Below are 12,679 nucleotides of genomic sequence, written 5' to 3'. Positions count from 1 at the left end.
AAAGACGGAAGGTTAAACAAAAGGACAGGAAATCCTGATGCCAGTCAAATAGACCTGTCATGGCCATTAAACCGGCATACAAAATCGAGTTAAACCGCAGAATATCGAACAAGGAATTATGAATGACAAAGTGTGGATGACTTTATAAAATTGTTAGTTTATATAAATTTGCCAAGGGAACACTTGCTCAGTTTTTCCTTCCTTCATAATTCGACATTCCATGTTCGATATTCGATATTCAAATCTTTTTAAACTTCATATCGGAAGCGATACATCTACCCGCCTAAAGACGGGTAAACCTTAACTGAGACTGATTAATAAGAGCCGCAATGAATTATAAAGAAGCGTGGAGTTTTCTCGACAATCTGCAGTTTTTCAAGATCAAGCTTGGTCTTGAGAGCATGAGCCAATTTCTTGAAAGCGTTGGCCAACCACAGGAAAAGCTCAGATTCATCCATGTTGCCGGCACCAACGGCAAGGGTTCGGTTGCCGCAACCCTGCTGACATTGCTTTCCAAGGCTGGCTATAAAACCGGTCTCTACACTTCGCCGCATCTGAGTTCGGTGCGCGAACGCTTCCGAATTAATGATGCCTATATCTCTCAGGAAGATTTTGCTCAGCATGCCGGCAGGATTCGCGAGATTCTTAATGACATCCAGATCACCTATTTTGAATTCACCACGGCCTTGGCCCTGCTGTGGTTTGCAGACCGGCAGGTGGATATCGCCATCATGGAAGTGGGCTTGGGCGGCAGGCTGGATGCCACCAACGTCATCACGCCGCTGGTAAGCATCATCACCAATGTTTCCATGGACCATGAAGCATATCTCGGAAACACCCTTGAGGAAATTGCATCAGAAAAGGCCGGAATCATCAAACCCGGCATTCCTGTGGTATCAGGGGTTGCCGAAGATGTGTCCCGTGAGGTAGTTATTGATACCTGCGACAAGCGCCATGCGCCCCTTTATGTCTTTGGCCGGGATTTTTCCATGGAGAAAAAACTGGTTACGCATCTGTACCATGGCATCGACCAGAGAACGGTGGACAATCTCTTACCCCGGCTCAAAGGCAACCATCAGACGATGAACACGGCGGTAGCCCTGGCAGCCCTTGAAATCCTTGAGCACAATAATTTCAAGGTGAATGAGGATATAATCAGGCAGGGCCTTAGCGAGGTTCACTGGCCGGGAAGGCTGGAATATTTCCGTCTGCCGGACGAAAACGGCAGGCAATATCTTCTTGACGGCGCTCATAATCCGGCAGGGATCATCAGCCTGGTTGAGGCCCTGGCCCAGGAATTTTCCTATGAAAGGCTGATTCTGGTCTGGGCCTGTATGTCGGACAAGGATATTGCCAAGACCCTTTCGGCTATCGCGCCAATCAGTGAGGTGATTATCTTTACCATGCCTGAGTCCGAGCGCTCGGCAACCCCGGAAAAGCTCACCTCCATACTTGCCGCCGACCAGCGGCACAAGGCCATGGCATCAAAATCCGTAGCCCATGCCTTGGACATTGCCGCGCAGAATGCCTCTGAACATGACCTGATCTGCGTTGCCGGCTCATTGTATCTGGTGGGCGCCGCCCGAAAAATATTGCAGGGGGAATTAATCTCAAATGATCAACGAATTTGATTCCATGGCCGGGGTGGATGACGAAACAATCCGCCGTGAACGCGCAACCGCCCGGGAACTCAGAAAATCCCGCTGGTGGCTGAATAAAATTTCCAGCGGCAGGTGCCATTATTGCGGTATGCAGGGCAAACCCAAGGAATTGACCATGGATCATCTTGTCCCCCTTGCCCGGGGGGGCTCAAGCACCAAAAACAATCTGGTCCCTACCTGCAAGACTTGCAATACCATAAAGAAAACAATGCTGCCGCTGGAATGGGAAGAATATATGGAGAGTCTTTCTCAGGAAAAATGAAAGCTATGGTTAATTGACCGGATTATCCGGTTCATTTATAAACGAATCGGGGAACCAGATTAAAAAAAATGGGGGATATGCAAATGGAATTATGGGACCAGTTTACAAAGCTCTTTACTTATTCTGATCTTGTCATACCTGCCGCCCAGATGGGGATCTACGTAATAATCATCAATATCCTGATGCTGATCAGCTATTACCGGGCCTGCTTTATCACCAGCCTGTCGTTTTCCTTTTACTGGCTCTTTTTCCTGAATCAAAAAAATTTCGTCAGCGCTGAGGGCGAACTCACCGGCGGGATTTATTTTTACCTGATAATCACTATTCTTTTCATGGTTGCTTTACTTGTAAGTTTTCTTAACCAAAAGGAATAGCGGGATGGAATTTCGTGTTTCGAAGAGTATTACATCTACAACATCAATATTACTGATTACGGTATAAAAACCATTCCCCAGAAAATAAAAAATCCGACGATTTTAGTCTCCCAGGCAGATGCCGATCTCCCGGGCGGTTGCAATCTTGTCATTATCCAGATTAACTTTTTTCCTGCCTTTAATCGCTTCTTCCAGGGGCACTGATTTCATATCGCCGCCAGCCAGTGCCACCATATGGTCAAACTGCTCGGCTTCAGCCATCCGCACCGCAGCGGCGCCGAATCGCAAGGCCAGCAGACGGTCGAATGTAGTGGGCGAGCCGCCGCGCTGGAGATGGCCGAGAACCAATGACCGGGTATCCTTTTTCGTCCTGATGCAGACCTCGTTGGCCACCCACTCCCCGATCCCGCCAAGCAAAGCCTCCTGGCGACCGGGGGCGCATTGCTCCTTGCTTTTCTTCCAAACAACACCGGACTCCGAAGAGCCGGCGCCCTCTGCAACAACGACAATGGCATAATGCTTGCCATGCAATTCATTTTCACTGATCTTCTCGCAAACCTTCTCCATGGTAAAAGGAATTTCAGGGATGAGAATGATATCGGCGCCACCGGAGATCCCGGAGTTGAGTGCAATCCAGCCGGACTCACGGCCCATGACCTCAACCACCATAACCCGATCATGGGATTTGGCGGTTGAGTGGAGCTTATCAATTGCTTCGGTTGCAGTAGAAACCGCTGTATCAAATCCGAAAGTCAATTGGGTTGATTCCAGATCGTTATCAATGGTTTTAGGCACGCCGATCACCGGCATGCCTTTTTCCTTGGCAAACCGATGGGCTATCTCCAGGCTGCCGTCCCCACCAACTGCAATATGACAGAAAAACCCCATCCGCTTGAAATTACTCATCACCCGATCCGAAACATCGCGAATCTGTATTTCACCGGCGAGATTTTCAACAGGCATGGCGAAAGGATTACCCTTATTTGTTGAACCGATGATCGTCCCACCAAGGGGAATGATATCTTCGACTATCTCGGGGGTCAGACGCATCAATTCTTCTGTGTCCAGGAGTCCCAGGTAGCCACCACGGCTTCCATACACTTCCCAGCCCCTGGAGTTTGCGGCTTTAACAACAGCATAAATAACCGCATTCAAACCGGGAGCATCCCCCCCGCCTGTGGAAATGACAATTTTCTTCATTCACCAATCCCCAATGTCTAATAAAAATTTATTAATTAACGGCCTTCCTAATAACCGAATTTAATGTATAATATAGCTCGTCGGCTGATTTACCGCACGAATCTTTTCTATATTATGATATACAAAACAGATCGCGAATGAAGAATCAACCATGAATTTCCATAGTGATACTTGACTTTAAAAGCAAAACTTCTTATCATATTAAGCAAAGACTTAACTACCAGGTTTATGTTCTAACGGCACCTTTTATCAGGGGCCATTTTTTATAATTTCTTTATTTAAGGAGGTAGCCATGCTGGAAGTAACTGAGCTGGCAACAAAAAATTTGAAGTCCTACATGGAGCAGAACAATCTGGACTCCGCTCTCAGGATAGCAATTATGCAAGGCGGCTGATCCGGTCCCTCTTTGGGATTGGCTCTGGATGAGCCAAAAGAAAATGATTCAACCTTTGAATACGATAAATTGACTTTTCTCGTAGATAACGAATTAATGACAAATTGCGGCGATATCAAAGTCGATTTCATGGATGCCGGCTATAGATCCGGATTCTCTATTTCTTCGACAATACCCATCAGCAGCGGCGGCAGTTCCTGTGCCAGCTCCTCATGTGGCAGCAGCAAGGGCGGTTCCTGCGGCTGTTAATATCTCCGTCATGTTTTTGCAAAAGCCCTCTTCGCCCTTCACGGCAGGAGGGTTTTTTTTGTTGTTTTGCTCGCACATTTGATACCAGATCTCATTCAATCCAGATAGTTATTACAATTCAATTGACAGCCTTTCACCTCCATTGATACAGTAAGTCAACAAATGGACCATAGCGCCCTACCATTTGATTTTACTGGTATAATCAATGAATACGCCACACAATAAATCAAAGATCTCCTCTCCGTACCCGGTTCTTTTCATCCTCGCATTTTTCTGTCTAATTTTTCTAGCCGCTGACAAATTACGTGCCGCAGAGATCAGAAAACCGGTATTCGCCGGGACTTTCTATCCCGCCGCAGAGCAGGATCTCAGGCAAAATATTCAACTCCTCGCCGCCAAGGCTGAGCACTCTCGCCCTGCCATTCCTCCAGATAAATCCCTCAAAGCTTTGATCATGCCCCATGCAGGATACATATATTCCGGTCTCACCGCAGCGCATGCCGCATTGGTGCTCCAGAACCAATCCTTTGCAAAGGTAATTATTCTTGCCCCGGACCATCGGGTCGGCTTCACTGATGCAGCGGTCAGTGCAGTTTTGGCCTATGAAACACCCCTTGGCCTGATCAAGCTGCACGCCGATGCCCAGCATCTTCGCAATCAAACTGGATTCAGGGCTGTGCCGGCATCCGATGAATCGGAACATTCTCTGGAGGTCATCCTCCCTTTTCTGCAGATGTATCTTGGCAACTTCGAACTTGTGCCCATTATCCTGGGTCCGAGCTCAATTGAGATGATCACCGCCTCACTGTTACCGCTGCTTAAACCTGATACCCTGCTTGTCGCGAGTTCGGATCTTTCCCACTACCTGCCTTATGATGCGGCAGTAAAAAAAGACAATGAAACCATCCAGAGCATCCTGGATCTGCATCCGGGGCTGCTCATAAAAAATGACAACCGCGCCTGTGGCACCATTCCCATCCAGATCCTGATGAATATTGCCAGACATAAAAGCTGGGAACCGGTTCTGCTGCATTATTCAAACAGCGGCGATACCGCCGGGGACAAAACCGGGGTTGTCGGTTATACTGCCATTGCATTTTACGGAGACACTACTATGCAGGAAAATGAAAACCCAACCGGTAAATTTACCGAGTCTCAGGGCCTGGCCCTGGTGGAACTTGCCCGTCAGACCATCAGTATGAAACTGGGCAGGAATATTGATGGAAAAACCGGAAAAAAACTCCAGGCAAGGCTCGATGCCCCACCCTTGAAAGAAAAACACGGCACCTTTGTCACCCTGCATCTTGACGGCCAGCTTCGCGGCTGCATCGGCAACCTCCAGGCCTCGGAATCCATTATTGACGGAATCAAGACAAATGCGGTGAATGCAGCGTTCGGGGATCCACGTTTCAGCCCTTTAACCGCAGATGAACTGGATAAAATTGATATTGAAATAAGCATCTTGAGCGAACCAAAACCCCTGGCATACACAGACGGCAGGGATCTTATTGCCAAACTGCGTCCCGGCATTGACGGTGTCATCATCCGCCAGGGATTCCGCAGTGCGACATTTCTGCCCCAGGTCTGGGACCAGCTTGCCCGGCCGGAGGAGTTTCTTTCGTATCTCTGCAGAAAGGCCGGGCTGCCCACCGATGCCTGGCAGTCCTCAGGCCTGGAAGTATTGACTTACCAGGTCCAATACTTTGAAGAACATAAATGACCGCGCCATAATCCGGGTTATCATTGCCACCGGAATTTCCTCGGTGGTCACCCAGCTCCTTGTCATCAGAGAATTTCTGGCGCAGTTTACCGGCAACGAATTCGTTATCGCCTTGATCCTTTTTTCATGGCTGAGCCTCGGGGGCATCGGCACATTTCTGGCCAATTTTTTCAGCCGGCAACGACCGACTGACGCTACCCGTCTTGCCTGGCTTTCCTTGCTGCTGATCGCCCTTTCAGTCAGCCAGCTTTTTGCAATCCGCGGTCTGCGTGATGTTTTTTTCATTCACGGCGCATCAATCGGTTTCTACCAGACCCTGGCCTATGCCTTTGTAATCATCTCTCCCTATTGCCTGTTACTGGGTTTTCTGCTGCCGTTCAGTCTCTTTGTCCTCAGAAGCAGGAATCCGGATTATCCCGGTGCAATAATCTATATGATGGACAACCTCGGCGATGTCCTGGGGGGAGCGCTATTTTCCTTTGTGCTGGTCTTCCTTGCCACACCCGCGGAAGCGTTGTTGCTCGCCAATCTGCCGCTGATGGTTTTCTCCTGGCTGCTTTTTAAACCTGAAAACCGCTGCCGCCTGCTACCCATCTCCGGCCTGCTTTTTATCTGCGCCATACTCATTTACTGTATGTCCATGGAAAAACCATCCCTTGCCCAACCGGAAGGTGAACTCGTCCACTACAATGAATCAAAGTTCGGCAGGATAACGGTGTATAAGGATCAGGAGCAGTATACGTTGTTTGGCGATGGCGTGCCGCTGTTCAGCACCCAGAATCAGAGCAATGCGGAAGAGGCCATCCATTACCCCCTTTCCCAGATCAAAAGCCCGGATTCAATCCTGCTGATTTCCGCAGTGGGCGGGATGATGACGGAACTTGAAAAATACCATCCGGGCCAGATAGATTACCTGGAACTGGATCCTGAAATGTCCCGGGTGCAGTTTGAATTCGATCTCCTGGAGAAAATCCCCAATCTCAATATCATCAATAAAGACGGCCGCGCTTTTCTTACGGAAACCGACACAAGGTACAACGCCATCGTGGTCAATCTTCCCGAACCAGCCACATTCCAGATCAACCGCTTTTATACAGACCGCTTCTTCGAGCTTGCCAGCCACCATCTCCAACCGGGAGGAATCTTTTCATTCACTATGGCGGGATTTGATAATTACCTGGGAGAACCCCAACGCCTGAAATTATCCTCGCTCTATGCCACGGTGAGCCAACATTTCAAACATGTCGTGTTATTGCCGGGCCAGGAGGTATTTTTCCTGTGCAGCGACAATCCCATTGATACAGACATCCCCGGGCTATTGGCAAAAAGAGGGATTTCTACATCCTATATCAGCAATTTCTACTCAGGCAACGTTACTGCCGAACGCATCCGGACCTTAAATGAACTGATGATCAAAACCGCGCCCGAGAACCACGACCTCTCACCACGGCTCATGCGCTATATGTTTTCCCAGTGGTTCAATAAATTTTCAACTTCGCCCCTTGGATTTCTGGTGATCATCGCGGTATTTCTCATGGTATATTTTACGAAAATTTCACGGGAGGAATATGTTTTGTTCTCAACCGGGTTCATGACCATGGGCTCTGAAATCCTGGTTATTTTCGCTTTTCAGATATTTTTTGGGTATATTTATTTCATGATCGGCATGATTGTCACGGTGTTCCTGGCCGGCCTGCTGCCCGGCGCCTGGCTCGGAGAACGCCTGCGAGCCAGGGGGAAAATACTACTTATGCAAACCGATCTGTCATTGATTCTGCTGGTCGGTCTGTTTATCATTTCAGTTATATTGGGAGCAGATCGGCTGCCAATCGCCTTTTATCTGGGATTCGGCTTCCTGGTCTCTCTGCTCTGCGGCTGCCAGTTTCCGGTGGCGCTTTACCTGCGCGGCGGCGATAACCCGGCTGCGACACGGGCCTTTTCCGCAGACCTGATCGGTGCGGCTTTCGGCACTCTGGTGACCAGCGTTGTACTCATTCCTTACTGCGGCATCATCTGGACAACCCTTGCCTTGATCGGCATCAAAATTATAAGTTTTGTATTACTTGCATCCCATGAAAAAACTCCTTCGGCGACATCTTCTTAAAACAGGCGCGGCGCTGCTGGCATCAACGGCGGTGCCGGAGGTGACCTGCGCCTTCTGGTCCCTGCCTGAAAAAGGCAAATTACCTTCCGGGCCGGCGGATATCCGCGGCGAAATCTTTAAAAACGATGCCCCCAAAGAATTATGGAAATGGTCCCACGAAGGCTTTCTTTACAGCAAGCTCGGCGATAAACAAGTCAGGTGCGGCGTCTGTCCGCACCGCTGCCTGCTCTCCCCCGGCGACCGCAGCATCTGCCGCTCCAAGGTAAACATGGACGGCACACTGTACTCACTGACTTACGGCAATCCCTGTTCTGTTCATGTCGACCCCATTGAAAAAAAACCGCTGTTTCACTTCATGCCAAAAACCAGGGCCTTTTCCATTGCCACAACCGGATGCAATTTCCGCTGCCTCAATTGCCAGAACTGGGAAATATCGCAGATGAAACCCCATGAGGTGCGTCATTCCGAACTCTTTCCCAAAGACGTGGTTGCAGAGGCCAGGAGGACCGGATGCCAATCAATTGCCTACACCTATTCCGAGGCCACGACTTATTTTGAATATATGATCGACACGGCCCGCATCGCCCAGGAACTGGGGATCAATAATCTTTGGGTCTCAAACGGCTATATCAACCGGGAGCCGCTCCTTGAACTGTGCAAGGTGCTCAATGCCGCCAACGTCAACATCAAGTCCCTGAGCGATGATATTTACCGGAAACTCAATGGCGGCAGGGTTGAGCCGGTTCTCAACACCTTTAAAACATTGCATGAACAGGGGGTGCATTTCGAGATGACCAACCTGGTGGTCCCCGGCTATGTGGACGCCCCCGACATGGTTAAAAAAATGTGCAACTGGATCCTTCAGACCCTGGGCCCGGACTACCCGCTCCACTTCCTGCGCTTCTTCCCCAAATACAAACTGGACCGGCTGCCGCCCACCCCGGTCTCCACATTAACTCGGTTTCGGGAGCTTGCCATGAGTGAAGGAATCCGTTACGTGTATGTTGGCAATGTCGCCAATCACGACGGCAACAACACCTACTGCCATAACTGCAAAAAAATCCTCATCGAACGCACAGGCTACCTGATTCCAACTTTCAATATGGTTGGCGACAAATGCAGGTTTTGCAATACGGTGATTCCCGGCGTCTGGACTTGATTGTTGTTCACTCAAACAACTCAACACTTCTTTGTTCAGCTTGTGCAATTCGATCTGTTGATTGTCAGATATTTCAGTGAATTCCGATTATAATCACACACCATGTTTGTAATCCTTGAATTGTCATCAAGGATTATTTATTGTTCAGCTGACCCTGCGGCATGAAAATGTCTTCCCTTTAACCCGAAACAAGGCTGGCAATGAAAAGTTCACGAATCCGCAAGATAAATCTTCTCAGCAAATTCCGAAAGAATGGCAATTCACCTTTGCAGATGATTCCCCCAAAATTACGTCTTCCTCTTGTTATTCTTCTGATAGCTCTGCCGGTTGGGGCTTTTTTCTTGTTAAGAGGGAGCGATGAAAACAACATATCCTCGCCTCCCATGGTTGCCGCGCCACAGCAAGCTATGGAAAATAACAGTTTGGAACAACTCCCGCAAGAAACAGTCGCCAGTGCAGAGCCTGTTGCAGCTTCTCCTGCTGAAGAAATCGCCATAGAAATCCCAAAAGTAACACCAGTTCAACGCACTGAACCTGCCGACAATCAAAGCAGAACATCGTTTGCTCTTCATGCAGGAACAGGTGTAGCCAGAAATCACTTTCAGAAACTGCAAAAAATTGCAGAACGGCTGGGTCTTCCCCTTGAGCTACATGCCGATGAACAGAAAGTAAACATGACCCGGCTCTACCTCGGATCGTACCAGGCGCCTGCAGCAGAGGAACTGTTAAAGAAATTACAGAAAGATACCTTCAGCTCTTTTGCAATTCATCAGGACGGAAAAATCGCTATTTATGGAGGATCATATTATTACTCGGTAAATGCCCGGATCCATAAAGCGAAACTTGAGGGAAAAGGATATACCGTGGAGGAAATAACCACGAAACAAACCATGCCGGTATATACGGCTTATCTCGGTAATTTTGCTTCCAAAGACGAGGCGGCACGCTTCAAGGGCAGCTCAAAAGAGCCGACAATAAAAGAAATGGAGATTACAGAAATTCCGGATACAACGGCCGAGTAATGCAATACTATGCCTGTTCATTTTCACAGGCATAACTATAAGTTTCAGCTTGGCTTTTTGATACTGGATTCAAAATCACCTGTCTTCACCCCTTACTCTTGATTTTTCAATTCTCAGGAGGTATAACAACCGTTCAAAATAAATATGTATGATGTTGCCTGGGTGGCGGAACTGGTAGACGCAAGGGACTTAAAATCCCTCGGGGCTTGTCCCTGTACGAGTTCGATTCTCGTCCCGGGCACCAACAATATCAGGCACTTACGATACTTTTCGTAAGTGCCTGTTTCTTTTCAGGGGAACATTTTCGGGACGATTTCGTAACGAAAAAATTATATTTCCTCCAAAAATTCCAATTACTTACTGATATAGCTAAAAAAATCACACTTTCACCCAAGGGATTAAAAGTCCCTTGCTGGGGAGATATATTAACAGAAATTTTGTGTTTTCCTTTATCTAACACTTTGACCTCTGTTATTATTTATCACCAGATGATAATTTAGATAAGGTAATATCTTTATCCATGAAAAAGAAAAACAAGCAATATTCCCCACCCTACGAAATCACCCCGACAATTCTTGATCTGGTTGAACGGATCGGCGAAAGTCTCGGGAGAATCAGTCTTTCCAGGCACACACCATCGCCCACCCGACTTCGTAGAGAAAACCGTATCCAATCAATACAGGCTTCTCTGAATATCGAAGGTAATACTCTCAATCTTGAACAGGTAACAGCCGTAATGGATGGCAAACGGGTTCTCGGTTCTCCCCGTGAGATCCAGGAGGTACGCAATGCTATTGCGGCATATGAGCAGATGGAAATACTTGATCCCGGAAACCGGGAAGAATTATGCCGGATGCATGCCTTGTTGATGCAGGGCCTGATCGATGACCCAGGCATGCTCAGGAAAGGAAGTGTCGGCATCAAACGTGGTGATGATGTGGTTCATATCGCCCCTCCTGCTGAGAGGGTTCCATTTCTACTGTACGACCTGCTGAAATGGCTTGAAAATACCCGGGAACATCCTTTGATTTCTGGATCGGTATTCCATTACGAATTTGAGTTCATTCATCCCTTCACGGACGGCAACGGTCGCCTGGGACGACTTTGGCAGACTCTGATTCTCGGACGCTGGAAACCGATTTTCTTTATGATTCCCATCGAAAGCGTCATCCGTGACCGACAGGCTGATTATTATGGAGCGCTCCAAAAGGCTGACAAGACCGGCAGTTCAACCCCATTTATTGAATATCTTCTGAACGCTATTCTAGCCGCCTGCGACCAGATCACAGGTGAAGCTACAGGTGAAGCTACAGGTGAAGTCCAAGGATGGACAAATACTGCGGGGGCAGGAGGTCCAAGAGCAGTAGAAGTCATGAAGCTCCTCAAGGCATTGAAAAAACCTATGAACAGGGCACAACTCCAAGCCCGATTAAAACTCAAAAGCCAGGCAAATTTCCGGGAACGCTACCTCCAACCCGCCCTTGCCGCCGGATTTATAGAAATGACCATCCCGGATAAACCCAGGAGCAGCAAACAGAAATACCGGCTGACTGAAAAGGGGAGAAGACTTTTGCAATGAACAATTGACAATCAACGAAAGGACAAGGTCAGAAAAAAGCACAGAAAAAAGAGAAAAAAGGGGTCAGGCTTGACAAGAGAGAAAAAGGGGTCAGGCTTGACAAGTGGGCATTATTTAATTAATGCATTAATATGATTTAGTTTTCCAGCCAAGATCAGATCCTTTTCCAATCTTTTTTCAAGCCTTGTAGCGGCCTGACTTAATCCCGACAGATCACGTTTCAATTTCCGACTGAGATCCGTCAGGCTGAGATGATCAGTCTCCCGAACGATCAAAGCTGCTACTGAACGGGGCTCTGATATCCGTTTTTGCCTGGCACTGCTTGATAGGACATTGGAGTCAATTTCATATTCTTCGCATACTGTCTGAAGCACTTGGTCAAGTGTTATCTTGCGGGATATTTTCTGGGTTGCCTTGGCTAATGCATCTTCAGCAAAACGGTCTTCACCAAGAATGCGGCCTTCTACATTGCCTTGATGAAATTCCTTCCTGTGTCCCTCCCCCTTCCCTGCCGTTACGAAATCGTCATAAAGCACAACCGCATGTTTCTTCTGTTCAGCAAACTGCGACAAAACCCAATCCGTTGTCAACCAGGACACTGTTTCTCTACCCAGGTAGGCTTGATGACTGCTCCAGGAATATGTCTCAGCAGTCTTGGCCATACCGGCACGAACCGGATTATTATGGATATATCGGACCAGTTCCAAAAGATAATTGTCGGCATCGATCAGCAATGCCTTATAGCGCCCTTGAAAAAGATGCCCCACCTGTTTCTTGCGGTGGTTCATGTATCGCGTATATCTGAAACTGATATTCTGTATGATGCGGGATAAGGGGGTTTCACCGACTTGGATTGCCAGGTGAACATGATTGGTCATCAGGCAGTAGGCATGGATTCGATGTTTGTATCTTTCTATGCCCTGCTGCAAAAGAAAAAAGAACCGGCTGCGGTCCT

12 protein-coding genes and 1 tRNA gene are annotated in these 12,679 nt (G+C 48.1%); 11 read left to right on the top strand and 2 right to left on the bottom strand.

Annotation, left to right across the window (positions count from 1 at the left end):
• Positions 1-329: 329 nt before the first annotated feature.
• The 3 genes from KKE17_00435 (at position 330) to KKE17_00425 (ending at position 2,297) form a co-directional block, all read left to right on the top strand.
• Complete coding sequence (locus KKE17_00435; GenBank protein ID MBU1708448.1) at positions 330-1,631, top strand: bifunctional folylpolyglutamate synthase/dihydrofolate synthase; 1,302 nt, start codon at positions 330-332, stop codon at positions 1,629-1,631.
• Complete coding sequence (locus KKE17_00430) at positions 1,615-1,923, top strand: HNH endonuclease (protein MBU1708447.1); 309 nt, start codon at positions 1,615-1,617, stop codon at positions 1,921-1,923. Before KKE17_00435 ends, KKE17_00430 begins: the two co-directional genes overlap by 17 nt.
• An 83-nt stretch (positions 1,924-2,006) precedes the next feature.
• A complete protein-coding gene (locus KKE17_00425) occupies positions 2,007-2,297 on the top strand; it encodes a hypothetical protein (protein MBU1708446.1) in 291 nt (96 codons plus the stop codon).
• 102 nt (positions 2,298-2,399) lie between these two features.
• Here KKE17_00425 and KKE17_00420 read toward each other — a convergent pair whose 3' ends face one another.
• On the bottom strand, positions 2,400-3,497 hold the full coding sequence (locus KKE17_00420) for an ATP-dependent 6-phosphofructokinase (protein MBU1708445.1): 1,098 nt from the start codon (positions 3,495-3,497) through the stop codon (positions 2,400-2,402).
• 292 nt (positions 3,498-3,789) lie between these two features.
• Here KKE17_00420 and KKE17_00415 point away from each other — a divergent pair, with 292 nt between their 5' ends.
• The 8 genes from KKE17_00415 (at position 3,790) to KKE17_00380 (ending at position 11,724) form a co-directional block, all read left to right on the top strand.
• Complete coding sequence (locus tag KKE17_00415; GenBank protein MBU1708444.1) at positions 3,790-3,891, top strand: Fe-S cluster assembly protein HesB; 102 nt, start codon at positions 3,790-3,792, stop codon at positions 3,889-3,891.
• Positions 3,892-3,903: 12 nt separating this feature from the next.
• The gene (locus tag KKE17_00410; protein MBU1708443.1) at positions 3,904-4,140 is read left to right on the top strand and encodes a hypothetical protein; all 237 of its coding nucleotides are present in this window, start codon (positions 3,904-3,906) and stop codon (positions 4,138-4,140) included.
• A gap of 205 nt (positions 4,141-4,345) precedes the next feature.
• Positions 4,346-5,860, top strand: coding sequence for an AmmeMemoRadiSam system protein B (amrB, locus tag KKE17_00405; protein MBU1708442.1), 1,515 nt, complete (start codon positions 4,346-4,348; stop codon positions 5,858-5,860).
• The gene (locus tag KKE17_00400) at positions 5,844-7,964 is read left to right on the top strand and encodes a hypothetical protein (GenBank protein ID MBU1708441.1); all 2,121 of its coding nucleotides are present in this window, start codon (positions 5,844-5,846) and stop codon (positions 7,962-7,964) included. The genes amrB and KKE17_00400 overlap by 17 nt, the downstream gene beginning before the upstream one ends.
• Positions 7,933-9,123, top strand: coding sequence for an AmmeMemoRadiSam system radical SAM enzyme (amrS, locus tag KKE17_00395; GenBank protein MBU1708440.1), 1,191 nt, complete (start codon positions 7,933-7,935; stop codon positions 9,121-9,123). Before KKE17_00400 ends, amrS begins: the two co-directional genes overlap by 32 nt.
• A gap of 200 nt (positions 9,124-9,323) precedes the next feature.
• A complete protein-coding gene (locus tag KKE17_00390) occupies positions 9,324-10,145 on the top strand; it encodes an SPOR domain-containing protein (protein ID MBU1708439.1) in 822 nt (273 codons plus the stop codon).
• Positions 10,146-10,301: 156 nt separating this feature from the next.
• Positions 10,302-10,389: transfer RNA gene (locus KKE17_00385), tRNA-Leu, on the top strand.
• Between the two features lie 276 nt (positions 10,390-10,665).
• Positions 10,666-11,724 (top strand): Fic family protein, encoded by a 1,059-nt coding sequence (locus tag KKE17_00380; GenBank protein ID MBU1708438.1) that lies wholly within the window; start codon positions 10,666-10,668, stop codon positions 11,722-11,724.
• A 110-nt stretch (positions 11,725-11,834) separates the two neighbouring features.
• On the opposite strand, the gene KKE17_00375 is transcribed toward KKE17_00380, so the two are convergent.
• Positions 11,835-12,679 (bottom strand): transposase (locus tag KKE17_00375; GenBank protein ID MBU1708437.1); only part of this gene is annotated, 845 nt, incomplete at its 5' end.

This window comes from Pseudomonadota bacterium (assembly GCA_018823135.1).
Taxonomy (GTDB): domain Bacteria; phylum Desulfobacterota; class Desulfobulbia; order Desulfobulbales; family CALZHT01; genus JAHJJF01.
Note: the sequence above shows the minus strand (reverse complement) of the source record. Positions and strands in the feature narration are given on the sequence as shown.

What these genes read in the sequence shown, in the direction of transcription:
- KKE17_00435 (MBU1708448.1), top strand. Translation starts at nt 330, where the DNA reads ATGAATTATAAAGAAGCGTGGAGTTTTCTCGACAATCTGCAGTTTTTC.
- KKE17_00430 (MBU1708447.1), top strand. Translation starts at nt 1,615, where the DNA reads ATGATCAACGAATTTGATTCCATGGCCGGGGTGGATGACGAAACAATC.
- KKE17_00425 (MBU1708446.1), top strand. Translation starts at nt 2,007, where the DNA reads ATGGAATTATGGGACCAGTTTACAAAGCTCTTTACTTATTCTGATCTT.
- KKE17_00420 (MBU1708445.1), bottom strand. Translation starts at nt 3,497, where the DNA reads ATGAAGAAAATTGTCATTTCCACAGGCGGGGGGGATGCTCCCGGTTTG.
- KKE17_00415 (MBU1708444.1), top strand. Translation starts at nt 3,790, where the DNA reads ATGCTGGAAGTAACTGAGCTGGCAACAAAAAATTTGAAGTCCTACATG.
- amrB (MBU1708442.1), top strand. Translation starts at nt 4,346, where the DNA reads ATGAATACGCCACACAATAAATCAAAGATCTCCTCTCCGTACCCGGTT.
- amrS (MBU1708440.1), top strand. Translation starts at nt 7,933, where the DNA reads ATGAAAAAACTCCTTCGGCGACATCTTCTTAAAACAGGCGCGGCGCTG.
- KKE17_00390 (MBU1708439.1), top strand. Translation starts at nt 9,324, where the DNA reads ATGAAAAGTTCACGAATCCGCAAGATAAATCTTCTCAGCAAATTCCGA.
- KKE17_00380 (MBU1708438.1), top strand. Translation starts at nt 10,666, where the DNA reads ATGAAAAAGAAAAACAAGCAATATTCCCCACCCTACGAAATCACCCCG.